24 protein-coding genes are annotated in these 22,955 nt (G+C 67.5%); 3 read left to right on the top strand and 21 right to left on the bottom strand.

Annotation, left to right across the window (positions count from 1 at the left end; all coding sequences use genetic code 11):
- Nucleotides 1-19: 19 nt before the first annotated feature.
- Nucleotides 20-988 carry a TIGR03617 family F420-dependent LLM class oxidoreductase gene (locus G6N34_RS16495; RefSeq protein WP_085149961.1) on the top strand — a complete coding sequence of 323 codons (969 nt, stop codon included), beginning with the start codon at nucleotides 20-22 and terminating at the stop codon, nucleotides 986-988.
- Nucleotides 989-994: 6 nt separating this feature from the next.
- Here the strand turns inward: G6N34_RS16495 and G6N34_RS28305 are convergent, their stop codons facing one another.
- The 10 genes from G6N34_RS28305 to G6N34_RS16455 form a co-directional block, all read right to left on the bottom strand.
- On the bottom strand, nucleotides 995-1,129 hold the full coding sequence (locus G6N34_RS28305) for a hypothetical protein (protein WP_264016588.1): 135 nt from the start codon (nucleotides 1,127-1,129) through the stop codon (nucleotides 995-997).
- A gap of 87 nt (nucleotides 1,130-1,216) precedes the next feature.
- Complete coding sequence (locus G6N34_RS16490) at nucleotides 1,217-2,080, bottom strand: NYN domain-containing protein (RefSeq protein WP_179965769.1); 864 nt, start codon at nucleotides 2,078-2,080, stop codon at nucleotides 1,217-1,219.
- Nucleotides 2,081-2,110: 30 nt separating this feature from the next.
- Nucleotides 2,111-2,308 (bottom strand): hypothetical protein, encoded by a 198-nt coding sequence (locus tag G6N34_RS16485; RefSeq protein WP_085148465.1) that lies wholly within the window; start codon nucleotides 2,306-2,308, stop codon nucleotides 2,111-2,113.
- A gap of 28 nt (nucleotides 2,309-2,336) precedes the next feature.
- Complete coding sequence (locus G6N34_RS27615) at nucleotides 2,337-2,495, bottom strand: DUF6307 family protein (protein ID WP_165763627.1); 159 nt, start codon at nucleotides 2,493-2,495, stop codon at nucleotides 2,337-2,339.
- Between the two features lie 76 nt (nucleotides 2,496-2,571).
- On the bottom strand, nucleotides 2,572-3,747 hold the full coding sequence (locus tag G6N34_RS16480) for a N(5)-(carboxyethyl)ornithine synthase (protein ID WP_085148462.1): 1,176 nt from the start codon (nucleotides 3,745-3,747) through the stop codon (nucleotides 2,572-2,574).
- Nucleotides 3,744-4,547 (bottom strand): transglutaminase-like domain-containing protein, encoded by an 804-nt coding sequence (locus G6N34_RS16475; RefSeq protein ID WP_085149959.1) that lies wholly within the window; start codon nucleotides 4,545-4,547, stop codon nucleotides 3,744-3,746. The genes G6N34_RS16480 and G6N34_RS16475 overlap by 4 nt, the downstream gene beginning before the upstream one ends.
- A 16-nt stretch (nucleotides 4,548-4,563) precedes the next feature.
- Nucleotides 4,564-5,718, bottom strand: coding sequence for a glycosyltransferase (locus tag G6N34_RS16470; protein WP_234812723.1), 1,155 nt, complete (start codon nucleotides 5,716-5,718; stop codon nucleotides 4,564-4,566).
- Nucleotides 5,719-5,970: 252 nt separating this feature from the next.
- Nucleotides 5,971-6,936, bottom strand: a complete 966-nt coding sequence (locus G6N34_RS16465) for an NADPH:quinone oxidoreductase family protein (protein ID WP_085148456.1) — start codon at nucleotides 6,934-6,936, stop codon at nucleotides 5,971-5,973.
- 69 nt (nucleotides 6,937-7,005) lie between these two features.
- Nucleotides 7,006-8,121 carry an Rv3169 family protein gene (locus tag G6N34_RS16460; RefSeq protein WP_085148453.1) on the bottom strand — a complete coding sequence of 372 codons (1,116 nt, stop codon included), beginning with the start codon at nucleotides 8,119-8,121 and terminating at the stop codon, nucleotides 7,006-7,008.
- Complete coding sequence (locus G6N34_RS16455) at nucleotides 8,121-9,263, bottom strand: phosphotransferase family protein (protein ID WP_085148450.1); 1,143 nt, start codon at nucleotides 9,261-9,263, stop codon at nucleotides 8,121-8,123. The genes G6N34_RS16460 and G6N34_RS16455 overlap by 1 nt, the downstream gene beginning before the upstream one ends.
- Before the next feature lie 45 nt (nucleotides 9,264-9,308).
- Between G6N34_RS16455 and G6N34_RS16450 the strand changes: the two genes are divergently transcribed.
- Nucleotides 9,309-9,911 carry a TetR/AcrR family transcriptional regulator gene (locus tag G6N34_RS16450; protein WP_085148447.1) on the top strand — a complete coding sequence of 201 codons (603 nt, stop codon included), beginning with the start codon at nucleotides 9,309-9,311 and terminating at the stop codon, nucleotides 9,909-9,911.
- A 2-nt stretch (nucleotides 9,912-9,913) separates the two neighbouring features.
- Entirely contained in the window at nucleotides 9,914-10,792 is an 879-nt protein-coding gene (locus G6N34_RS16445) for an SDR family NAD(P)-dependent oxidoreductase (RefSeq protein WP_407663236.1), read from the top strand.
- 11 nt (nucleotides 10,793-10,803) lie between these two features.
- Here the strand turns inward: G6N34_RS16445 and G6N34_RS16440 are convergent, their stop codons facing one another.
- The 11 genes from G6N34_RS16440 to G6N34_RS16390 are packed head-to-tail and all read right to left on the bottom strand — an operon-like array spanning nucleotide 10,804 to nucleotide 22,953.
- On the bottom strand, nucleotides 10,804-11,604 hold the full coding sequence (locus G6N34_RS16440; RefSeq protein ID WP_085149957.1) for an acyl-CoA thioesterase domain-containing protein: 801 nt from the start codon (nucleotides 11,602-11,604) through the stop codon (nucleotides 10,804-10,806).
- 40 nt (nucleotides 11,605-11,644) lie between these two features.
- On the bottom strand, nucleotides 11,645-12,409 hold the full coding sequence (locus G6N34_RS16435) for an enoyl-CoA hydratase (RefSeq protein ID WP_085148441.1): 765 nt from the start codon (nucleotides 12,407-12,409) through the stop codon (nucleotides 11,645-11,647).
- Nucleotides 12,410-12,427: 18 nt separating this feature from the next.
- A complete protein-coding gene (locus tag G6N34_RS16430; protein ID WP_085148438.1) occupies nucleotides 12,428-12,835 on the bottom strand; it encodes a nitroreductase/quinone reductase family protein in 408 nt (135 codons plus the stop codon).
- 35 nt (nucleotides 12,836-12,870) lie between these two features.
- Nucleotides 12,871-14,442, bottom strand: a complete 1,572-nt coding sequence (nuoN, locus tag G6N34_RS16425; protein WP_085148435.1) for an NADH-quinone oxidoreductase subunit NuoN — start codon at nucleotides 14,440-14,442, stop codon at nucleotides 12,871-12,873.
- Nucleotides 14,439-16,007 carry an NADH-quinone oxidoreductase subunit M gene (locus tag G6N34_RS16420; protein WP_085149955.1) on the bottom strand — a complete coding sequence of 523 codons (1,569 nt, stop codon included), beginning with the start codon at nucleotides 16,005-16,007 and terminating at the stop codon, nucleotides 14,439-14,441. Before G6N34_RS16420 ends, nuoN begins: the two co-directional genes overlap by 4 nt.
- On the bottom strand, nucleotides 16,001-17,878 hold the full coding sequence (gene nuoL, locus G6N34_RS16415) for an NADH-quinone oxidoreductase subunit L (RefSeq protein ID WP_085148431.1): 1,878 nt from the start codon (nucleotides 17,876-17,878) through the stop codon (nucleotides 16,001-16,003). Before nuoL ends, G6N34_RS16420 begins: the two co-directional genes overlap by 7 nt.
- Nucleotides 17,878-18,177 carry an NADH-quinone oxidoreductase subunit NuoK gene (gene nuoK / locus G6N34_RS16410; RefSeq protein ID WP_085148428.1) on the bottom strand — a complete coding sequence of 100 codons (300 nt, stop codon included), beginning with the start codon at nucleotides 18,175-18,177 and terminating at the stop codon, nucleotides 17,878-17,880. The genes nuoL and nuoK overlap by 1 nt, the downstream gene beginning before the upstream one ends.
- Nucleotides 18,164-18,880 (bottom strand): NADH-quinone oxidoreductase subunit J, encoded by a 717-nt coding sequence (locus G6N34_RS16405; protein WP_085148425.1) that lies wholly within the window; start codon nucleotides 18,878-18,880, stop codon nucleotides 18,164-18,166. The genes nuoK and G6N34_RS16405 overlap by 14 nt, the downstream gene beginning before the upstream one ends.
- Nucleotides 18,877-19,383: an NADH-quinone oxidoreductase subunit NuoI gene (nuoI, locus tag G6N34_RS16400; protein ID WP_085148422.1), complete on the bottom strand. Its 507-nt coding sequence runs from the start codon at nucleotides 19,381-19,383 to the stop codon at nucleotides 18,877-18,879. The genes G6N34_RS16405 and nuoI overlap by 4 nt, the downstream gene beginning before the upstream one ends.
- Nucleotides 19,376-20,599: an NADH-quinone oxidoreductase subunit NuoH gene (gene nuoH / locus G6N34_RS16395; protein WP_085148419.1), complete on the bottom strand. Its 1,224-nt coding sequence runs from the start codon at nucleotides 20,597-20,599 to the stop codon at nucleotides 19,376-19,378. The genes nuoI and nuoH overlap by 8 nt, the downstream gene beginning before the upstream one ends.
- Entirely contained in the window at nucleotides 20,596-22,953 is a 2,358-nt protein-coding gene (locus G6N34_RS16390; RefSeq protein ID WP_085148416.1) for an NADH-quinone oxidoreductase subunit G, read from the bottom strand. Before G6N34_RS16390 ends, nuoH begins: the two co-directional genes overlap by 4 nt.
- Between the last annotated feature and the right edge of the window lie 2 nt (nucleotides 22,954-22,955).

The raw sequence follows: 22,955 nt of genomic DNA, 5'->3' as shown, positions 1-22,955 counted from the left end.
GCTGCGGCGCGTGAAGATCTTGACAGCGTTATCCGGTCCCACCGACGCGATCGAGCGCACCCACGCGCTCAAGGAGGCCGGCGCCGCGGGCGTCTTCACCTTCGAGGGCCCGCACGACGTGTTCGCGCCGCTGACGCTGGCCAGCACCGTCGGCGGTCTGGACCTGATGACCAACGTAGCGATCGCCTTCCCTCGCAATCCGATTCACCTCGCGCACCAGGCAGCCGACCATCAGCAGCTGTCCGGCGGACGGTTCGTGCTGGGATTGGGGACCCAGATCCGCACCCAGATCGAGAAGCGGTTCGGGGCCGAGTTCGACCGTCCGGTGGCGCGGATGACGGAGTTGATCGCGGCGCTGCGGGCGATCTTCCACACCTGGTCGACGGGTGAGCGGCTGACGTTCCGCGGTGAGTTCTACTCCCACACGCTGATGACACCCAACTTCAGCCCGCCCGGCCTGCCGTATGGTCCTCCACCGATTTACGTTGGCGCCCTTGGACCCCGGCTGACGCGGGCGACGGCCGAGCACGCCGACGGGTTGCTGGTGATGCCGTTCGGCACCAAGCGCTTTCTGCACGAACACACCATGCCCGCGGTGCGCGAGGGCGTCGCGGCCTCAGGACGGAGCCCGGATCAGTTCACGGTGGTGCCGGAGATCATCGTGTCGCCGGGGGAGGACCACTCGGGGACTCGCCGCCTGCTGGCGTTCTACGGGTCGACGCCGGCCTACAAGCCGGTCCTCGACGCGCACGGGTGGGGTGATCTGCAGCCCGAACTGCACGCGCTGTCCAAACAGGGCCGCTGGCAGGAGATGGGGAACCTGATCGACGACGATGTGCTCAGCACGATCGCGGCCGTCGGCAGCCCGCAGGACATCGCGGCGCACATCAGAGACCGGGTGGACGGCGTCGCCGACACCGTGTGCGTCTACTCCGGTGGCGCGCTGTCAGTGGACGCGGTGGGCGAGATCATCGACGCGCTGGGGTGAACGCCCCTAACGCTTCCTGCCCGTCGACATGTCTTCGACGTGCCCGGTGTTCTCGCTCTTGGCGCGCTTGTCGGCGCGTTTCTCCTTGAGGGATTTCGCCGACTTCTTGCTCATGTTCTGGCGCGGTGACTTGTCGGACATCAGCTGCCCCTTTGATATGGGGGCCTGCCCTGGTCCCGATAGCCGAAGTGTACGCCCTTGTCGCGCAGATGGTTTACGGTTCGTCTGCTATCTGAGTCGAACCAGACGAGTCGTCGAGCTCTCGTCGAGTTCCACCAGATCCGACCGTGAACGCAGGAAGTCGCTGAAAGAACGGAATCCCAAAGACTTTTCGCTGAATGAGGGGTCCATACGCTTCATCTGAGCCTTGACCATCGAATTATGCAGCCAGTCGGTGTCGTCCTTGTCCATGCCGATCCGGATGGCGCGGGTCAGCAGACCCGTCGCCTCCGCCTGGGGATCGGACGGCTCGGGGTCCACCTGCTCGGCACGCTTGGATCGCCGCTTCGGAGGTGAATCATCATCAGCCGCAGTGGGATACGCAGGGACGCTGGGCAGGGTGTCGTAGATGACGAACTCGTCACAGGCCGCAGCCAGTGTTCGACTCGATGATCCGGCCATACCGATGCCGACCACATACCGGCCCAGGCGTTTGCAACGTTGCGCCAGCGCGATGTAGTCGGAGTCGCCAGCGACGATCACGACATGGGTGAGGTCCGGCAGCCGGAACATGTCCTCGACCGCATCGACCGCCAGCCGAATGTCGGCGCCGTTCTTACCGTATGCCGCGGCGGGGAACAGCTGCACCAGGTCGACCGCACGGCCCACCAGTTGGCCGCGGTAGTCGGCGTTGACGTCGGCCGACCAGTCGGCGTAGGCCCGGGTGAGGACCAGCGTGCCGAACGAGGACGCGAAATCGATGATGGCTCCGACGTCGACGGTGGCCCGCTTCAATCGGTCCGCGCCGTCATCGGGGGGTTTCGACTTGTCCCGTTGGAACGAGTTTCGGCCGTTCACCTGGTCATACCGTGAGATCACGATGTTGTCGAAGTCGAGGTACACCGCCACCCGAGATGTGCTTGTCTCCGACATCGTTCCAGTTTCACCCACCGCGACTGCCGATCAGTGCCAGAAGCGGGATTTCGCGCTCTTACGCTGGTCTCCGCTGACATCTGTCCACTCGCCCGGCGGATAACGGAATGGTGTCTTGGCGCCGGTGCGCACCACTTCGAGCGAGCCGTCGTGGCATTTGTGGTAGCTGTCGCCGAATCGCATGTACTCGTCGCTGCCGCGGTCCTTGAGTTTCACGGTGACTGTCATCTCACGCCTCCACCCGAGCGCAGGGCGCTCAGCGGATCTTCTCTGGGATTGAATTCAGGACCAGCAGGACGTGCACAGCCAAATCATCGGACGCGGCCGCGTTCAGTGTGGAGTTGGCCTGGATGGTGTCGCTGACGAGTTCGAGCCGTTGTTGGTAGGGAGTCGAGAACGTGGTTGGCGCAGTCATTGCGGGTCCTTTTCGGGCGAACGTGTTGGCTCGTGACTTGAGCAGCTCGCTGCTTGTGACGATACGCCGGTCGGGCTCAACTCGGCTGGATCACGCTATGTGGGTGCTCTTGCCGGCGGTGTTGGAACGTCAGAATGTCGGGGTTGCGGACGGTGCCGTCGATGATCTCGATGGCTCGCCGCACCGTCTGGTTGGCTTCCCAAGCCTCCCGCCCCGCCAGCACCGGGCGCAGGTGGGGAATGAGTGCTTCACTGATCTCCCACGTGGCGGAGTTCCACAGATAAGACGGGCTGTGGTCGACTGCGTAGTACGTGATGTTGTCACCGACTGTGATCGCGGGGTGGGCAAAGGAAGTCGGTTTTGCCCAGCTGAAACCCATTGCCACATCGCAGGATACGTCCACGATCAGGCTTCCCGGCCGGAATGCCTCCAGATCGTCGAGGTCGAGGAATGTCAAGGGCGCGTTGGGGTCCTGCAGAACACAGTTCACCACGACATCGTGCTCGGCGAGGAAGTCGGCAAGGGGGACCGGACCCGAGTCGGTGTGTGCGACAGATGTCAGGCCGTCCGCGTCGTGCGAGTCGTGGTCGAACTGGACGATCCGTGCCGAGTGAATCGGAGAGGCCACCTCGGTCACATTGCGGTTGGTCAGGATGTCGATGTCGTGGACGCCGTGGGCGTTGAGTGCCGTCACGGCTCCGCGTGCGGTGGCGCCGAACCCCAGCACGGCGGCTCGCAGTCGGCGGCCGTAGGTTCCGGTCGTGCCGATGATCGCCAAGGCGTGCAGCACCGAGCAGCAGCCGGCCATCTCGTTGTTCTTGTGAAACACGTGCAGTCGGTAGGCGCCGTCGCGGGTCCAGAGGTTCATCGCCTCGAAGGCGATGAGGGTGAGTCTGCGGTCGATCGCCTGCTGAGTCAGTTCCCGGTCCTGAACACAGTGCGGCCAACCCCACAACACCTGGCCGGGTCGAAGTCCGGCCAGGTCGCGGGAATCGGGTTTCGTCAGCAGGATGACGTCGCAGTCGGCAATCAGCGATTCTCTGGAACGCACTCCGGCCACATGAGCCGACAGTTCGGTGTCGTCCACGCCGAAGTGTGCACCGTAGCCCTGCTCCAAGTAGATCTGGGACCGCAGGTCGGCGTCGATCCGGTCGAGATGATCGGGGTGGATCGGCAGCCTGCGCTCGTTCTCTTTGTTGGTGCGGCCGATCACGCCAAGCCGCAGCTGCGGGGAAAGTGGGGCGACGCTCATCTGATCGACACCAGCTGGTCCACCGAGTCGCGCGGCAGCTCGCCATCGACCACGGCAGACACATTCAGGCCGGTCAGGGTGATGTTTCCGTCGTGACTGTCGAGGAACGCGATGTCGGCCGCGTCGCGTCCGGTCGCGATGCGCACGACGGACTGACGGGGCGCCAACAGAGTGGCATCGACAACGCGCCACTGTCCGTCGATGAAGGCCTCGGCGATCGCGTGGAAGTCCATGGGATACAGACCCGGCGCGTACACCGATACGGCGCGGGCGGGAACGTTGACCGCCCGCAGCAGCGCCACCACCAGGTGAACGAAGTCGCGGCACACTCCGGCGCCCGACAGCAGCGTGTCGACAGCTCCGTCAATCGGGTCGCTGGAACCCGCGACGTAGTCCAACCGTGTGCCGACCCACGACGACACCGTCTCCAGCAGCGCCGCCGAGTTGGCATAGCTGCCGAATTCCTTTGCCGCGAAGCCGAAGAACTTGTCGGCTTCGGCGTACCGGCTGGGGCGCAGATACCTCGAAAGGTCGTAGTCGGTGACTGGGGCGACGTCCGCCTGGCCGATGATCGTCGCCGTGTAGTTGACGCGCAGCAGGCCCGATTCGACGGCGAGTTTGTGGATGCGGTTGCCGTGTGACCCGGTGATCTCCTTCGCCGCCACGGGTGCGCCGTCCAAGGTGAACGACAGCGACTCCCAGACTTCGGCGCCGGGATGCGGCGCAACCGCAATCTGGAATTCGAGTGTGGAGGCCGCGGTGATCTCAACGTCGAGTTGGGATCCGACGTTTCGACGCATGTCCATCAATGACTCGTCATGCGGCGGACCGGCGTGCGGTCAGACGTCGGGCCAGGTTCAGATACGCCTCGGCGACCGCCGGCCAGCCCATGCTGGGCGCCAGCCTGCGTGCTTCGGCGGCCATAGCGCCGGCCAGTCTTGGCTGCGTGAGCACCTGGCGCAGTGCTGCGGTGAGGGCGTCGGGATCGTCGTGGCCGACCACGATTCCCGCTCCGGTGCCGAGGAGTTCCACGGCATGCGGAAACGCGGTGGCCACCACCGGACGGCCTCGGGCGATGGACCCGGCGAGCACGCCGGAGGTCACCTGTTCGGCCGAGTCGTTCGCCAGCACAACGACCGCTGAGGACTGGATCAGTTCCGTCAATGCTGCGGTGCCGCGGTAATTGCCGTCCACCACAACCGAATTGGCCACGCCGGCGCCCTGCGCTCGGGCCACGAGGGACTCGCGGTACGCCTCGCCCTCCTGCGCCAGCACACTCGGGTGGGTACGGCCGGCCACCATGTAGCGCGGGTGGCCGGCAACGTCGCGCATCGAGTCCACGACGTCGATGACGCTCTCGGCGCCCTTGCCGGGGCGGAGGAAGCCCCACGTGAGCATCGTCGGTCTGCCGAATCGCCCCGACGGGCGAGTCTTCGGCAGCGTGGGTGCGCCGTGCGGAACCACTGAGATCTTGTGGAGGTCGACGTCGTACACCTCGCCCATGCGCCGCCTGGCGGCATCCGACATGACGGTCACCTGATCGGCAACCCGCACGAGCGCCTCGAGGATCGAGCGTTGCCGTGACGTGGGTGCGCTGAGGACGGTGTGCACCGTGATGATGGACGGAACCTGCAGTGCCTCCACGACCTCCAGGACATCTGCCCCATCGGGGCCGCCATAGCTGTCGTAGTCGTGCTGGATGATGGCCACGTCGTGCTGATTCAGCAGCGCGGTGCACGTCGCGATTGACGCGGGTGAACCGTCGGTCAGGTGCGCGATCACCTGCGGCGCCGTCGAACGCTCGTCAGCGGCGGTCTGGACGACTCCGACCTCGGCGCCCAGCGCTGTGAGGCCGTCGGCGAGTCCCGCGCCGAAGGCCGCAAGACCGCAACGGGTTGGAGGGTAGGGGCCGAGCACGCCGACACGCGGCATACTGGTCATTCCGTTGGGGCGCGAGGGGTGGGTTTTCATGGAATCCCCGTTCGGGATGTCGCCGGATACACCGGTGTGAAGGACTGCTCGGCACAAGCAGTGACCGAAGAACTGCCTCATCCCAGACTGGTTGGATTTCCAACTGGGTGCCAGCCTACACCCCGGAGGCGTATCCGCTGACCTGCTTACAGCGCATCGAGCGCTTTACATGACGTCGCTGCGCTGTCACAGTGCCGAGAGTGTCTGTGGCCTGGGCGGATCGGTGGCCTGACCCGAAGGGCAGGGCTCGGCCTAGCGGAACGTGAGTACGACTTTGCCGCGCGCGCTGCGGTTCTCGAGGGCGGCGATCGCCTCGCCGGCCCGCTCGGCGGGATAGACCTGGGGCGCAGGCGCGGGAACCTTCCCCGATGCGAGCAGCGCCCCGAGTTCGTCCCACTGCTCGGCGAGATAACCGGGGTGCGACATAGCCCATGCGCCCCAACCGACACCGACGGCGTCGACGTTGTTGAGCAGCAGTCGATTCACCTTGATCGTCGGGATGTCACCGCCGGTGAAGCCGACGACGAGCAGTCGGCCCGCGGGGGCCAGCGATCGCAGCGAGTCGGTGAACCGGTCACCGCCGACGGGGTCCAGCACGATGTCGACCCCGCGACCGCCGGTCAGTTCCGCGACGGCGTCCTTGAACCCGTCGGCGAGTACGACATCGGACGCCCCGGCCGCCTTGGCCACCGCGATCTTGTCCTCGGTCGACACCACGGCGATCGTGCGGGCCGCGCCGAGGGCGGGCGCCAGGCGCAGGGTCGAGGTGCCGATGCCGCCCGCGGCGCCGTGCACCAGCACGGTCTCACCCGGCATGAGCCGTCCTCGGGTGCGCAACGCGAAATGCACGGTCAGGTCGTTGAACAGGATGCCCGCGCCCGCCTCGAAGGGGATGTTGTCGGGCAGCGCGAAGACGCGGTCGGCCGACAGGGCCACCACCTCGGCCATGCCGCCGGTGATCATCGTCAGGCCCAGCACCCGATCACCGGCGCGCACGTGGGCACCCTCAGGCGCGCTGCGCACGACGCCGGCGACCTCGCCACCGGGAGTGAAGGGGAGTTCGGGTTTGTACTGGTAGAGGCCTCGGCTCAGCAGTGCATCGGGGAAGGCCACGCCCGCGGCGTGCACGTCGATCACGATGTCGCCGTCGGGTTCGGCGACGTCATTGACCTCGATCGCCTCGGGACCGTCGAGCCTGGTGATCTGTACCGCACGCATGCCCGTCACCTTAGCGATTTCGGCGCGCTTCCCGGCGCGGGGCGCCGGAAAGCGCGCCGAAATCGCGACTCAGGGGGCTACGGTCAGCCAGTCGGCGAACCCCGACGGGTCGTGCCGTCCCAGCGCGCCGTGCTCGAACAGCCCCCAGCCCTCGCTGGCGGTGCCGTCCGGGCCGTGGCAGACCGCGCGGCCGACGTGGTCGATGACGCCGAATCCGGCCCGCCCGATGATCGCCGGGTCGGTCATGTCGTAGGTCAGGCGTTCGGTGAAGTTCTCGCCCTTCCACGTGCCGTGGATCCAGTCCGAGTCACCGCCGTACCCGCCGCCGACGTGGATCGGGCAGGCCAGCTTGGACTCCACGTCGAAGCGCAGCGCGGCACCGGTCGCGTCGGTGGCCTCGATGGTGGCGCCGGTCGGGATCCGGGTGCCGGATGTGTAGTGGATCTTCACGCGCGGCCAGCCGAGCTGCTCGATGCGGCCGTCCTTCCAGATGCGGGTGCAGTCGTTGAGGGACCGAAAACCGTCGGGCTCCTCCTGGATGATCATCACGATCGAGAAGTGCTCGAACGCCATTGGGACGTACAGCCACCACATGCCCTCGAACGGCGGGTCCGCGGGGCGGCCCGCGGGCTCGGCCTCGCCGACCGGCCGGATACCCCAGGACCGGTCCCGGCTGCCGATCCAGGTCGTGGGATCGACCGTGATGAGCTCGCCGTCGACCTCCAGATGTCCTTGCCAGGAACCCAATTGGGCGAACCGCTGGGCATCGAGGGTGACGCGGGTACCCGTGCGCAGGACGTGGCGCTGCTCCTGCACGACGTCGAACAGGCCCTGCCAGGTCAGGTCCGCGGAGATGCCTTCGGTGTCCTCGAGGACGATGCGCAGGCGGTGCAGAGGTTCGTCCACCTCGACCCGATAGCCGCCCACGTGCTGGTGCAGCCGGTTCTGGTCGATGGCGTCCGAGAGATGCACCGCGGTCTGGACGTCGCCGCGACGGACCAGCAGGAACGCGTCCTTGACCCCGAGGTTGGGGTAGTAGCCGATGCCGGTGATGACGAAGATGTCGCCCGTGCGGTCGTGGGCGTTGAAGTACGAGCGGTCGTAGAAGTTGCGGTCGCTCGATCCCGGCCACGCGATGGGCTGGGGCAGTTGGTGTACCGGGAACTCGTCCATGGGTCCGAGCATCAGTGGCTCCCTTCGAGCAGCTTCTCCAGCAGGGATCGGTGATAGAACAGCGATTCGACATCGTCGGGCCGTTCGAGTTCGCCGAAGTGCACGCGGCGCGCGCCGGTGCGCATGAACACGCAGCACCACACCACCGCGGAGTACACGTAGAACCAGTGCAGGTCACCGACCTCGGCGCCGGTGCGGGCGCGGTAGGTGGCCACCACGTCCTCCTCGCGCAGCACGTCGGGCAGGCCGGGCATCCCGGCGAGGCCGCAGAGTTCCTGGAAGACCATGTGCGCGAAGATGATCCATGAGACGTCCAGTTCGCGGGGTCCGACGGTGGCCATCTCCCAGTCGAGCACTGCGACCGGCGCGAAGTCGCGGTAGAGCACGTTGCCGATGCGCGAGTCGCCCCACGCCAGCACGGACGGCGCCGCCGCGACGTCGTCGGGGAAGTTCTCCTCGAGCCAGTCCAGCGCGCGCTCCACCAGGGGTGAGCGGCCGATCCCGGGAACCGAGAAGTCGTACCATTCCTTCAGCCAGGCGAAGTGGCGCCGCAGGGGATTGGGCCCGGGCGGGTCGACCTCGGTGAGATAGGCGAATGTCTTCTCGGCGTCGGGAATCGAGTGCAGCGCGGCGATGACCTCGACAGTGCGGTCCTGCAGTGCGCGCTGCTGCTCGGTGCTGGCGTCGGCGAACCAGTTGTTGCCGAACGTGTAGGGCATGACGTCGGGCGGTACGACGCCGTCGACGTGGTCCATCAGGAAGAACGGGCGGCCCAGCACCGTGCCGGTGTCCTCCAGCCAGCGCACACGGGGGACCGGGATGTCGGTGAGTTCGGCCGCCGCGCGCATGACCTCGAACTGATGATCCAGTCGGTACGACGAGAACACCGGGACGTCGTCCTCGCCGGGCGCCACACGGGCCACCCACTTCTGTTCCTGAGGCTGTCCGTCGGCGGTCCAGCGGCCCGTGAGAATGATTGTCTCCGAGGACATCCCGTTGGAGTCCACGCCGCTCTCGACGGTGATGTCCGGTGCGGCACCGCCCGGCATCACGGTCGAGAGCCACTGCGACAGCACGGCAGGCAGGGTGCTCACGTCACGGCTGGATCGCTGGAGATGGTCAATGTCGGTCTCGACGGTGGGGTCACTCGGCACTGAGCACGTCCTTGTCGGCAGAATTACGATACGGTGGGTAGCGTTATGAAAGCAGACCCATCGGCGGTTGACAAGGGTTCCGGCGCCGGCCGCCCCCGTGATCCTCGTATCGACGCTGCCATACTCGCTGCCACCGCGGAACTGGTTGCCGAAATCGGTTATTCGAACCTCACGATGGCCGCAATCGCGGAGCGCGCGGGCACCACCAAGACCGCGCTGTATCGGCGGTGGGCAGGCAAAGCCGAACTGGTGCATGAGGCCGCGTTCCCCGCGGCGCCGACCGCCCTGGAGATGCCCGCCGGTGACATCACCGCGGATATCCGCGCCATGATCGCCGGTGCCCGCGACGTGTACACCAGACCGGTCGTGCGAGCCGCGCTGCCAGGGCTGATCGCCGATATGGCGGCCGATGAACATCTCAACGCCCGCATCAGGGATCGGTTCACCGCGACGTTCTCGGCCGTCCGCGATCGGATGCTGGAGGGCATGGAGCGCGGTGAGGTGCATCCCGACATCGACCCCGACCGTCTGGTGGAAGTGATCGGTGGTGCGACGATGCTCAGGTTGCTTTTGGATCCAGCCAGACCGTTAGACGAGGACTGGGTGGATCAGACCACCGCGATCGTCGTGCACGGAGTGAGGAGATGACCATGGGACGACTGGCGAACCGGACCGCAATCGTGACGGGGGCCAGTCGTGGACTGGGCCGCGCGATCGCCCTGGCGCTGGCCGCTGAGGGCGCCGGCGTCGCCGTCGTCGCCCGCACCGAACAGGTCTGGGACGAACGTCTGCCGGGCACCATCGGCGCCACCGTGGCCGAGATCGAGGCGGCCGGTGGGAAAGCCGTCCCGATCCGCGCCGACCTCACCGACCGCGACGACCTGCCGCGCCTGGTGGAGGAGGCCCGTGCCGCACTGGGGCCGGTGAGCATCCTGGTCAACAACGCCGCGTTCACCGCACCGGGGCGCCCGCCCAAGGCCGACGCCACACCCGCCGCCACACCGGCCAAGGCCGCCAAACCCGCCAAACCGCAGACTGCGCAGGCGGATTGGCCCGCATTCATCGGCACCCCGGTGCATGCCTTCCGGCGGCACTTCGATATCGCGGTGTTCGCGGCCTACGAGCTCATGCAGTTGGTGGTGCCGGACATGCTGACGCTCGGTGAAGGCGCGATCATCAACATTTCCTCGGTGGCCTCGCGCATCCCCGGTGACGGGCCCTACACCGATTTCGGAGGCGGAATCCTGCCCGGCTACGGCGGATCCAAGGCCGCCCTGGAACACCTGACCAATTCGGCGGCCTACGAACTGCAGCCTCGCAACATCTCCGTCAACGCGCTGTCGCCCTCGCAGGCCATGATGACCCCCGGACTGTCCTACTACCGCACGGACTTCGACGACATCGGTTCGGAGGCCGAGTTCGCCGAGGCCGTGGTGCGACTCGCGGCGGTCGACCCCAACGCGGTGACGGGCCGCACCATCGGACACCGCGAGGTGCTGGACGGGACATTCACGCCGTTCGCGCCGTGACGCAGCGCACGCTACCCCCGGACGAACGTCCGGGCGCCGAAGTGCGGGTTGGCGATTGCGGTGGTGACACCGGTGCCAATCGGTCCGCGCGTGTCGAACAGGCTCGCGGTGCCGGTGGCCAATCCGGCGTCGCTGTAGTGGGCCAGTGAGGCCATCCCGATGTAGGGGCCCTCCGGCAGGCGGCACAGCGTCAGCGTGTAGTCGGCGTTGATGAAGCCCAGGCCCGACGTGGAGAATCCGGTCAGCGAGGCGGTCACGTCGACCGCCAGGGCCGCCTGTACGAACGGCGAGTTCTTCTCGCCGGCAACCAGTTCCCGCACCTCTCGCACCCACCCGTACCGCGGGCCGTCGTGCTGCCACACCATGCCCTGGCCACCCGCGGCGGGGTCACGGCCGTAGGGCTTGACGAACATCGGCATCGCATCGTCGAATTCGGCCGGTTCGACGGGCAGGGGCGGCAATTCGATCGGCGTGCTCCAGGCGCGTTCCCCTGGTTGGTCGCTGCGCCGCAGGTACAGCGCCGAGGCCCGTGCGACCACCTCGTCGTTCTGGATGATTTCGCCGTCAATGGCCTGCATCCGGCCCCCGACCCGCAACACGTTCGCGTGGACCCGCACGGGCGCGGTGGCCACGCGGCGCAGCATGTCCACCGTCAACCGCGCCGGCACCAGGTCGAGGTCGGCCCGCAGCGAGTCGATCTCGCGGGCCAGCAGGCCCCCCAGTACATGTCCGCCCAGCGTGGGGCCCCAACCGCCTTGGGCGATGGTGTTCGGGACGAGTGCGTCGACGTCGGGCACGAAATACGGGGTCATGTTGGCCACTGTGCAGTCCTCCCGACTGTTACCGAGGGACTTACAGTAACTGACCTCTGTTGCGGGCCATCACGGCCTCCCGGCGTTGCGCGAGATCGCTGGTGTCCAACTGCTGCGCACCCGCGATCTGCTTCTCGGCGGCCAGTGCCGGATCGGTGACGCCGGCCCAGCCGCGCTGATAGATCTCCTTGAGGGCGGCCATGGTGGGCCCGGGCACCTCGGCGATCTGGGCTGCCAGCTCCAGGGCGCGGGGGAGAAGGCGGTCATGCGGCACCACCTCGGTCACCAGACCGATGCGTTCGGCGCGCGCGGCGTCGACGACCTCGCCGGTCATCGACAGGCGCCGCGCCATCGCCGCACCGACTCGCTGCGGAAGCCGGGCCGTCATGCCGCCGCCTGGGAGGATGCCCACGCGGGCGTGGGTGTCGGCGAAGGCCGCACGCTCGGAGGCGATCAGGAAGTCACAGGCCAGCGCCATCTCGAGGCCTCCGGTGAACACCGGCCCATTGACCGCGCCGATGATCGGGGTGGCCATCTCGGCGGGTTTGGCGATGCAGTTGTGTGACTGGAACTTTGCGAAGTACTCCCGTCCGAACTGCTGGGCCTCCTTGAGGTCGACGCCCGCGCAGAACGCGGGGTCGGTGCCGGTCAGGACGACCGCCCGCACCTCGGTGGCCTCGTCGGCGACCGACATCGCGGCGAAGAGTTCCTCGATCAGCGCGCGGTTGAGCGCGTTTCGGGCCTGCGGGCGATTCAGTGCGATCACGCGCACGGCGTCGTGATCGGTGGTGAGGACGTCAGCCATGCATCGACGCTAGCGCAGTCAGATCCGCTGCAACTCGATGACCGGGATGACGCGGTCGGTCTTGGTCTCGTACTCCCCGAATCCCGGTGCCTGAGCGGCGATTCGGGGGTACACGGCATCTCGCTCGGAACGTGGGAGTTCGGTGGCCCGCACATCGTAGGCGTCTGTGCCGATTTCGATGTGGGCCTGCGGGTGGGCGCGCAGGTTGTGCAGCCACGCCGGGTCGACGTCGGCGCCCGCGTAGGACCCGACGACCAGCAGGCGTCCGTCGAAGTCGAACGCCATCACGGGGTTGACGCGCTCCTTCCCGGACTTGGCGCCGGTGGTGTGAAGCAGCAGCAGTGTCGCGCCTTCGAACGGGCCACCGACGTGGCCCTCGTTGGCGCGGAACTCCTCGATGATCTTCTCGTTCCAGTTGTCGGCCATGACAGTCCTTTCGGTTGTTCCCCCGCCCGACAGGCTCAGCGTACAAACAGCACGGAACTGTTCGCCAGGTCCAGCAGGGGTTGTGGCAGTGCGCCCAACGCCAGCGTGATCGCCGCGGTCAGGGTGACGGTGGCCGTGCTGGTCCAACTGGGCCGGATCACCGTCGGGCCGTCGGCGGGCGGGTCGGTGAAGAACATCAACACGATCACCCGGACGTAGAAGTAGGCGGCCGCGGCGCTGGCGAGCACGCCGACGATCACCAACGGGATGGCCCCACCTTCACCTGCGGCCTTGAACACCGCGAACTTGCTGACGAAGCCGCTGGTCAGCGGGATGCCCGCGAACGCGAGCAGGAACAACGAAAACACCGCGCCCACAACGGGAGAGCGCCGCCCCAGCCCGGCCCAGCGGGCCATGTCGGTCTCCTCGGCGCCGGTGCGGTCGCGCACCAGGCTCACCACCGCAAAGGCTCCCAGCGTCGAGAAGCCGTACGCGAACAGGTAGAACAGCGTGCCGGACACGCCGCTGTCGGTGAGCGCGATGACGCCCGTGAGCAGGAACCCGGCATGCGCGACGGCCGAGTACGCCAGCATGCGCTTGACGTCGGTCTGGCGGATCGCGGTGACGGTGCCCACCACCATGGTCAGGATCGCGATCGCCCACAGCACGGGCCGCCACTCTCCGCGCATCTCGGGGACCGCGACGTAGAAGATGCGCAGCATGGCGCCGAACGCGGCGACCTTGGTCGCGGCCGCCATGAATCCGGTGATCGGCGTCGGCGCGCCCTGGTAGACGTCGGGGATCCAGGAGTGGAACGGCACCGCGCCGACCTTGAACAGCACGCCGACCGTGACCAGGGCGACGCCGAACAGCGCCAGCGTTGAGTGGTCGTTCTCCGACAGTGCCGTGCCGATGCCGGTCAGTGAGAACGTCCCGGTCGCGCCGTACAGCAGGGCGACGCCGTACAGGAAGAACGCGGACGAGAACGCCCCGAGGAGAAAGTATTTCAGCGCCGCCTCCTGCGAGAGCAGACGACGGTGGCGCGCCAGCCCACACATCAGGTACAGCGGCAGCGACAGCACCTCGAGGGCGATGAACATCGTCAGCAGATCGTTGGACGCCGGGAACAACAGCAGTCCGCCGACGGCGAACATCGTCAACGGGAAGACCTCGGTCTGCACGATCCCCGCCCGGGTCGCGAGCTTCTCGGCCACACTGCCCGCGACCGCCGCGGCCTGGGGGGTGAAGGCGTCCAGACCGCCTGCGGTCTCCTCTGATTCGGGATCGGGGAGCCTGCGTTCGGCGATCAACAGCACACCGAGGATCGCGATCAGCAGGATGGTGCCCTGCAGGAACAGTGCCGGTGCGTCGACGGCCACCGCGCCGGACACCGTGGCGTCGCCCAGCCCGCCGTGCAGACCCCGTCCCACGGCGATCACCGCGATCAGGGCCGCGGTCAGGCCCCCCAGGCTCAGCACCAGTTGCGTTCCGAATCGGCGGCCTCGGGGCAGGAATGCCTCAGCCAGCACGCCGGCCACGGCCACGCCGAACACGATCAGCATGGGTGCCAGCTGGGCGTACTCGACTGACGGTGCCTGCAGGGTCACTTGCCCGGTCCTTCCGCGACGGCCGGCCCAGGGTCGGTCTGGCCGATGGTGGTCAGCGTGTGCTCGACGGCCGGATTGATCACGTCCAACGCGGGTTTGGGATAGATGCCCAACACCAGCAGCAGCGCCACCAGGGGGGCGACCACGACGAGTTCCCGCCTGTGCAGGTCGCGCAGGTTCTCGTTGCCTTCTGCCACCGGCCCGGTCATCATTCGCTGGTACATCCACAACACGTAGACGGCCGAGAGCACCAATGCGGTGGCGGCGAACACCGCGAGCACCGGGTAGCGCGTGAATGTCCCGATCAGGACCAGGAATTCGCTGACGAACGGCGCTAGGCCCGGCAGCGACAGCGTGGCCAGCCCGGCCACCAGGAACGTACCGGCCAGCACCGGGGCCACAGTCTGCACTCCGCCGTAGTCCGCGATCATTCGGGACCCCCTGCGCGACACCAGGAATCCCGCGATCAGGAACAGCGCGGCCGTCGAGATCCCGTGGTTGACCATGTACAGGGTCGACCCGGACTGACCCTGGCTGGTCATCACGAAGATGCCCAGGATGATGAAACCGAAGTGGGAGATCGACGTGTAGGCGATCAGGCGCATGACGTCGGTCTGCCCGATCGCCACGATCGCGCCGTAGACGATGCCGATCACCGCGAGCGTGATGATCACGGGTCGGAACAGTGTCGCGGAGTCGGGGAACAGTGGCAGGCAGTAGCGCAGCATGCCGAATGTGCCGACCTTGTCGACGACCGCCATCATGAGCACGGCCGTGGCAGGCGTGGACTCGACCGCGGCGTCGGGCAGCCACCGGTGGAACGGCCACAGTGGCGCCTTGACGGCGAAGGCGAACATGAAGCCGAGGAACAGGGCGTGCATGATCGCGGGGTTGACCGCGAGATCACCGTCGGCGACCGCGGTGACGATGGCCCGGAAGTCGAAGGTGCCACCGTCGAACGCCGCACTGCCTGCGGTCACGACATACAGGCCGATCACCGCAGCGAGCATCACCAGACCGCCGAACAGGTTGTACAGCAGGAACTTCACGGCAGCCCGGGACCGTCCCGTGCCCGCGCCGAAGCCGCCGATCAGGAAGTACATCGGAATGAGCATGGCCTCGAAGAAGACGTAGAACAGCAGCACGTCGAGGGCGACCAGCGAGATCAGCACCATGCCCTCGACGGCCAGGACCAGCGCGACGTAGGCGTGCGGGGCGCGTCCGGACAGTGCGGTCGGATCGGGGGTGTCGTTCCACCCCGCGATCAGCAGCAACGGCACCAGGACCGCGGTCAACAGCACGAGCGCCAGCGCGATGCCGTCCACCCCGAGGATGTAGCCGGTGCCGAACGACGGGATCCAGGGATGGTCCTCGACGAACTGATACTGCGCGCCGGCGGTGTCGAACCGGGCGGCCAGAAGCAGTGCGACGGCCAGCACCGCGATCGACACCGCGACTGCGGCGTACTTCGCGACGTGCCGTGCCCCGGCGGGCAGCAGGATGATCACCGCCGCGCCGATCATCGGGATCGCCCACAGCACCGTCAACCAAGGCACGCTCACCACACGCTCACCACCCACATCAGGCCGATGACCAACGCGGCGCCGGCGAACATCGAGAGCGCATACGAGCGTGCGAATCCGGTCTGCAGTCGCCGCAGTCCGTCCGAGGTGCGCCCGACGAGTGCGGCCAGTCCGGTGGAGACGCCCTCGACGCCCTTGTCGTCAACCACCACAAGATCCCGGGTGAGCTGCTCACCGGGGCGCATGAACACGGCCTCGTTGACCGCGTCACCGTAGAGGTCCCGACGGGCGGCCACGGTCAGCGCCGACACCTCCTCGGGCGCGACCTCCGGTACCGCGCGGGTCGCGTACATGCGGTAGGCGACGCCGACGCCCACGGCGACCACCGACAAGGTGATGACCGTCATGACCCAGACAGGGACGACGTGGTGGGCCTCATGGCTGCCGACGACCGGTTCGAGCCAGTGCGCCAACCGGCCACCGAGCGCGAGCAGGGCACCGGCGCCGATCGACCCAAGGGCCAGTACCACCATCGGCAGCGTCATGACGGGCGGCGACTCATGCGGGTGGGTGTCCGGCGCCCAGCGCCTCTCACCGAAGAACGTCATCAGCATGACCCGGGTCATGTAGAACGCCGTGATGCCCGCGCCGAGCAGGGCCGCGCCGCCCAGCAGCCAGCCGCGGAGTCCGCCTGCGGCGAAGGCGGTTTCGATGATGGCATCCTTCGAGAAGAACCCGGCGAACGGCGGCACGCCGATGATCGCGAGGTAGCCGAGGCCGAACGTGACGAACGTGACCGGCAGCAGCGATCTCAGCCCGCCGTACCGCCGCATGTCGGTCTCGTCATCCATCGCATGCATCACCGAACCCGCGCCGAGGAACAGGCCCGCTTTGAAGAACCCGTGGGTCAGCAGGTGCATGATGGCGACCGCGTAGCCGGCTGGGCCCAGGCCCGCGGCCAGCACCATGTAGCCGATCTGCGACATGGTCGAGGCCGCCAGCGCCTTCTTGATTTCGTCCTTGGCGCACCCGATCACCGCGCCGAACAGCAGCGTGACCGCGCCGACGATCACCACACCGGTCTGGGCGGCAGGGGCCAGGTTGAACACCGGGCCGGAGCGGACGATGAGGTACACACCCGCGGTCACCATGGTGGCCGCATGGATGAGCGCCGACACCGGCGTCGGGCCCTCCATGGCGTCGCCGAGCCAGGACTGCAGCGGCACCTGCGCGCTCTTGCCGCACGCCGCGAGCAGCAGCAGCAGGCCGATCGCGGTCAGCGTTCCCGTGGAGGCCTGCGAGGCCCCGTTGAACACGCCGGTGTACGAGACGGTTCCGAATCCGGCGAACATCACCATGAGCGCCACCGCCAGGCCGAGGTCGCCGACGCGGTTGACCACGAAAGCCTTCTTGGCCGCGGTCGCCGCGCTGGGTTTGTGGTGCCAGAAACCGATCAGCAGGTACGACGCCAGGCCGACACCCTCCCAGCCGACGTAGAGGCCGAGGTAGTTGTCGGCCAGCACCAGCAGCAGCATCGCCGCGACGAACAGGTTCAGGTAGGCGAAGAACCTTCGGCGACCGGGGTCGTGCGCCATATAGCCGATCGAGTACAGGTGGATCAGCGCGCCCACGCCGGTGATCAGCAGCACGAAGCACACCGACAGCGCGTCCAGACGCAGGCCGAAGTCCACCTGCAACTGCGCGACGGGCACCCAGGAGAACAGCCGCTCGTCGACGACGCGGTCGTCGGCGGAGCGTGCCAGCAGATCAGCGAAAAGCACCACGCCCCAGGCGAAGGAGGCCAGTACCGTGGCACACCCCAGCAGGTGCCCCCAGGAGTTGGTCCGGCGACCGCCGAGCAGCAGCACCAGGGCACCGGCAAGGGGCAGCGCGATCAGCGGCAGGATTGTCATCAATGCCTCAGCAGGTGCGCGTCGTCGACGTTGGCCGAATGGCGGGTGCGGTGGATGGTCATGATGATCGCGAGGCCCACCACCACCTCACATGCGGCGACCACCATGGTGAAGAACGCCACCACCTGACCATCGAGGTGGCCGTGCATCCGGGAGAACGACACGAACGCGAGGTTGCAGGCGTTGAGCATGAGTTCGACACACATGAACATCACGATGGCGTTGCGCCGCAGCAGTACCCCGGAGGCGCCGATCGTGAACAACACCGCCGAGAGATACAGGTAGTTATCGGGGTTCATCCAGCCCACCCCCTTCAAATCCTCGCCGCACCAGGGTGCCGCTGACCGACACGGCGGCCTCAGATCCGTCCGGCAGGCGGGCGGGCACATCGACGGCGTTGTGTCGGGCGTACACCCCGGAACTGGTCCAGGTGGTCGGGTGGCCCCGGCCACGGAAGCGTTCCTGGGACAGTTCCCGCTGAGTCTTTCGGTGCTCGAAGCGTTCTCGGTGCGCGAGCACCATCGCCCCCAGGGCCGCGGTGATCAGCAGCGCGCTGGTGAGTTCGAAGGCCCACAGGTACTTCACGAAGATCAGGGCGGCCAGACCCTGGACGTTGCCGCCGGCGTTGGCCTGTGCCAGTCCCGTCCATCCCGTCGTCGAGATCGTCCCGATGCCGGCAATCAGAAGGCCGCCGAAACCCACCCCGGCGACGACGGCGGCGACGCGTTGACCGCGCAGGGTCTCGGTCAGCGCCTCCGAGGAGTCCACGCCGATCAGCATGAGCACGAACAGGAAGAGCATCATCACCGCACCCGTGTAAACCACGACCTGCACCACACCGAGGAACAGGGCATCTTGTGCGACATAGAGGGCGGCGAGGCTGATCATCGTGGTGGCCAAGAAGATCGCCGAGTACACGGCCTTGGGTGCGGCGACCACGCCGATCGCGCCGGCCACCGCGATGACGGCCAGCACCCAGAACGCGACGGCCTCGGCGGTCATCGCGTGACCCTGCCGAGGTAGTAGTCGTCGTCGGTGGTGCCTTCGGCCATCGCGTGCGGCGGCCGCGTCATTCCCGGTTGCAGGGGGGCCAGCAGCTTGTCCTTGTCGTAGATCAGGTCTGACCGGTTGTCGTCGGCCATCTCGTAGTCGTTGGTCATGGTCAGCGCCCGGGTGGGGCAGGCCTCGATGCACAGCCCGCACCCGATGCAGCGCAGATAGTTGATCTGGTAAACCCGCCCGTACCGCTCGCCTGGCGAGAACCGTTCGGATTCGGTGTTGTCGGCGCCTTCGACGTAGATGGCGTCGGCGGGGCAGGCCCACGCGCACAGCTCGCAGCCGATGCACTTCTCCAGGCCGTCGGCATACCGATTCAGTTGGTGGCGGCCGTGATAGCGCGCCTGCGTGGGCGTCTTGTCGTCGGGGTACTGCTCCGTGATCGGCTTCTTGAACATCGTCGAGAAGGTCACACCGAAACCTGAGATGGCGTCGAGGAGTTTAGACACGGGCGTTCTCCTTGCTGGGAATCGGTGGAACGGGGAACGGACCGTCGTCGGGCAGCGGCGGTGTTGCCGCGCGGCGCCGGTGGTGTCGACGGGCGTTCCAGACCGCGGCGCCGACGATCAGTGCGCCAGTGAAGGCGCCGTAGATGACCACGGTCACCCACGGTTCGGCGCCCGTGGACCGGACGTTTTTGGCGATGGCCACGGTGAGGATCCATGCCAGTGAGAGCGGGATCAGCAGCCTCCACCCGAGGGCCATGAACTGGTCGTAACGCATCCGCGGCAGCGTCGCGCGCAGCCAGAAGTAGAGGAACAGGAATGTCCACACCTTGGCCACGAACCAGATCAGCGGCCACCAACCGGAATTCGCACCGTCGATGAGGCTGATCGGCCAGGGCGCGTGCCAGCCGCCCAGGAACATAGTCGCGGCCAGGGCCGAGACCGTGGTCATGTTGACGTACTCGGCGAGCATGAACATCGCGAACTTCAGTGACGAGTACTCGGTGTGGAAGCCACCCACCAATTCGCCCTCGGCCTCGGGAAGGTCGAACGGGGCCCGGTTCGTCTCACCGACCATGGCCGTCACGTACACCAGGAACGACGGCAGAAGGAGGAACACGAACCACGTGTGGTTCTGCGCGGCAACGATTCCCGACGTCGACATGGTGCCCGCGTACAGGAACACCGAGACGAACGTCAACGCCATCGCGATCTCATAGCTGATCACCTGGGCGGTTGACCGCAGCCCACCCAGGAGCGGATAGGTCGACCCGGATGACCAGCCGGCCAACACGATTCCGTACACGCCGATCGAGGTGACCGCCAGCACGTAGAGCACGGCCACCGGAAGGTCGGTCAACTGCAGTGGCGTGTGGTGACCGAAGACCGACACCACGGGGCCCAGCGGGATCACCGCGAACGCCATGATGGCTGGGATCACCGCGATGATCGGTGCCAGCAGATAGATCGGTTTGTCGACCCCGGCGGGAACGAGTCCCTCCTTGAGGGCGAGCTTGACGCCGTCGGCCAGCGACTGCAGCAGTCCGGCCGGCCCGACGCGGTTGGGGCCGAACCGCATCTGCATGCGGCCCAGGATCTTCCGTTCGATCAGGATCGCCACCAAGACCGTCAGCAACAGGAACGCGAAGATCGCCACGGCCTTGACGAGGATGAGCCACAACGGGTCATGGCCGAAGACCTGCGGGTCCGGTTGGGTCATGACGCACCTCCGCGCTCGATGCGCACCACGTCGCCGACGTCTGCGCCCAGCTGCGAATACAGCGCGCTGCCGGGGGAGTTCATCGGCACCCACACCACGCGGTCCGGCATATCGGTGACGACCAGTGGCAGCGTCAGCGTCCCGCGTTCTGAGCGCACCGTGACCGGTTCGCCTGCGTCGACGCCGATCTCGGCGGCGGTCGCGGCCGACAGCCGCGCCTGGGGTGCCCGTGCAGTGCCGGCCAGATGCGGTTCGCCGTCCTGGAGGCGCCCGGCGTCGAGCAGCAGGCGCCAACTCGCGAGCACGGCCTCACCGGCACCGACGGACACGGGTCGGGCCGGGTGTGTCGGGTCGGGGGCCGCCGGCCCGTCCCACGACGGCATCGCGGGATCGCGCAACCCGAGATCGACACCGAGTTCATCGGCCAGGGCCTGCAGAACCCGCGCATCCGAGGTGGCATTGCTGGGCAGGACCGCGCCGAACGGGCGAGGGCGCCCCTCCCAGTTGAGGAACGACCCGGCCTTCTCGCTGACCGGCGCGACGGGGAACACCACGTCGGCGAGTTCGGTGACGGCGCTGTGTCGCACTTCGAGGCTCACGACGAACCCGGCCGCGGTGAGGGCGGCCCGCGCCGCCTCAGGGTCGGGCAGGTCAGCCACTTCGACACCGCCGACCATCAGCGCGTCTAGGTCGCCGGAGCCGGCCGCGGCCAGGATCGCGGTGGTGTCCCGACCGGGGGCAGCGGGGAGGTCGGTGACATTCCAGGCCGCCGCGGTCTGGGCGCGGGCTGTCGTGTCGGTGACCGGGCGGCCGCCGGGCAGCAGGTTGGGCAGGCATCCGGCGTCCAGCGCCCCGCGTTCGCCAGCGCGCCGCGGGATCCAGGCCAGACGCGCACCGGCACGGTCGGCCAACCGGGCCACCGCGGAGAGCGCTCCCGCGCTGGTGGCCAGTCGCTCGCCGACCAGGATGACGGCGTCGGGGGGCAGATCGGGAGCCAGCGCATCGAGCGCGTCGGCCTCCGCTCCGGGGGCGCACATCACCACGCGGCCGTTGAGTTTGGTCAGCCCCCGGGTGGCGAAGGGCGCGACTGCCGTGACGGCCAGACCGTTGCGGCGGACGGCCTTGCGCAGTCGCAGGAACACGATGGGAGACTCCTCTTCGGGGTCGAACCCGGCCAGCACCACAGCTCGTGCGTTCTCGAGGTCGGAGTACGTGACGGTCATGACGCGGCCGGCGACGCGGGCGGCCAGGAACTCGGCCTCTTCGGCGGAATGCGCCCGGGATCGCATGTCGATGTCATTGGTGTTCAGCACGATTCGGGCGAATCTGCTGTACGCGTGTGCGTCTTCGGCGGTGGTTCGTCCGCCCACCAGGACGCCTGCGCGCCCGGCGGCGGACGCCAGTCTGGCCGCTGTCACGGTCACCGCCTCCGACCACGACGCTGGTCGCATCGAACCGTCGGTGTCCCGGATCAGCGGCGTGTGGATGCGGTCGCCCCGGTCGGCGTAGGTGAAGGCCCAGCGTCCCTTGTCGCAGTTCCACTCTTCGTTGACCTCGGGATCATCACCGGCGAGGCGCCGCAGCACCTTGCCGCGCCGGTGATCGGTGCGCTGCGCGCACCCGGAGGCGCAGTGCTCACACACGCTGGGCACCGACACCAGATCGAACGGGCGGGCCCGGAACCGGTACGCGGTGCCGGTGAGCGCACCCACCGGGCAGATCTGCACGGTGTTGCCGGAGAAGTACGAGTCGAACGCCTCACCCGGCGCGATGCCGACCTGTTGCAGCGCACCGCGTTCCAGGAGTTCGATGAACGGGTCGCCGGCGATCTGGTTGGAGAACCGGGTGCACCGGGCGCACAGCACGCAACGTTCGCGGTCCAGCAGCACCTGTGCCGAGAGGCTGATCGGTTTGGGGAACGTGCGTTTGACGTCGGTGAAGCGGGTCTCCGCCCGACCGTTGGACATGGCCTGGTTCTGCAGCGGGCATTCCCCGCCCTTGTCGCAGACCGGACAGTCGAGCGGATGGTTGATCAGCAGCAGTTCCATGACGCCGCGCTGGGCCTTGTCGGCGGCCGCGCTGGTCAGTTGTGTGCGGACCACCATGTCGGGGGACACCGTGGTGGTGCAGGACGCCGTCGGCTTGCGCTGCCCTTCGACCTCCACGAGGCACTGTCGGCACGCGCCGACCGGGTCGAGCAGCGGATGATCGCAGAACCGGGGGATCTGGATGCCGATCAGCTCCGCCGCGCGGATCACCAGAGTGCCCTTGGGAACCGAGATCTCATGATCGTCGATGGTCAGCGTGACCAGTTCGACCGGAGGAGCGTCGTGGCTGTGTTCGGCCAGTGTCATCG

It is taken from the genome of Mycolicibacterium confluentis, assembly GCF_010729895.1.
GTDB lineage: Bacteria > Actinomycetota > Actinomycetes > Mycobacteriales > Mycobacteriaceae > Mycobacterium > Mycobacterium confluentis.
Note: the sequence above shows the minus strand (reverse complement) of the source record. Positions and strands in the feature narration are given on the sequence as shown.

Coding starts and splice junctions, on each gene's coding strand:
- G6N34_RS28305 (WP_264016588.1), bottom strand. CDS start 1,129: ATGTCCGACAAGTCACCGCGCCAGAACATGAGCAAGAAGTCGGCGAAA.
- G6N34_RS16490 (WP_179965769.1), bottom strand. CDS start 2,080: ATGTCGGAGACAAGCACATCTCGGGTGGCGGTGTACCTCGACTTCGAC.
- G6N34_RS16485 (WP_085148465.1), bottom strand. CDS start 2,308: ATGACAGTCACCGTGAAACTCAAGGACCGCGGCAGCGACGAGTACATG.
- G6N34_RS27615 (WP_165763627.1), bottom strand. CDS start 2,495: ATGACTGCGCCAACCACGTTCTCGACTCCCTACCAACAACGGCTCGAA.
- G6N34_RS16480 (WP_085148462.1), bottom strand. CDS start 3,747: ATGAGCGTCGCCCCACTTTCCCCGCAGCTGCGGCTTGGCGTGATCGGC.
- G6N34_RS16475 (WP_085149959.1), bottom strand. CDS start 4,547: ATGCGTCGAAACGTCGGATCCCAACTCGACGTTGAGATCACCGCGGCC.
- G6N34_RS16470 (WP_234812723.1), bottom strand. CDS start 5,718: ATGAAAACCCACCCCTCGCGCCCCAACGGAATGACCAGTATGCCGCGT.
- G6N34_RS16465 (WP_085148456.1), bottom strand. CDS start 6,936: ATGCGTGCGGTACAGATCACCAGGCTCGACGGTCCCGAGGCGATCGAG.
- G6N34_RS16460 (WP_085148453.1), bottom strand. CDS start 8,121: ATGCTCGGACCCATGGACGAGTTCCCGGTACACCAACTGCCCCAGCCC.
- G6N34_RS16450 (WP_085148447.1), top strand. CDS start 9,309: ATGAAAGCAGACCCATCGGCGGTTGACAAGGGTTCCGGCGCCGGCCGC.
- G6N34_RS16445 (WP_407663236.1), top strand. CDS start 9,914: ATGGGACGACTGGCGAACCGGACCGCAATCGTGACGGGGGCCAGTCGT.
- G6N34_RS16440 (WP_085149957.1), bottom strand. CDS start 11,604: ATGACCCCGTATTTCGTGCCCGACGTCGACGCACTCGTCCCGAACACC.
- G6N34_RS16435 (WP_085148441.1), bottom strand. CDS start 12,409: ATGGCTGACGTCCTCACCACCGATCACGACGCCGTGCGCGTGATCGCA.
- G6N34_RS16430 (WP_085148438.1), bottom strand. CDS start 12,835: ATGGCCGACAACTGGAACGAGAAGATCATCGAGGAGTTCCGCGCCAAC.
- nuoL (WP_085148431.1), bottom strand. CDS start 17,878: ATGACAATCCTGCCGCTGATCGCGCTGCCCCTTGCCGGTGCCCTGGTG.
- nuoK (WP_085148428.1), bottom strand. CDS start 18,177: ATGAACCCCGATAACTACCTGTATCTCTCGGCGGTGTTGTTCACGATC.
- G6N34_RS16405 (WP_085148425.1), bottom strand. CDS start 18,880: ATGACCGCCGAGGCCGTCGCGTTCTGGGTGCTGGCCGTCATCGCGGTG.
- nuoH (WP_085148419.1), bottom strand. CDS start 20,599: ATGACCCAACCGGACCCGCAGGTCTTCGGCCATGACCCGTTGTGGCTC.
- G6N34_RS16390 (WP_085148416.1), bottom strand. CDS start 22,953: ATGACACTGGCCGAACACAGCCACGACGCTCCTCCGGTCGAACTGGTC.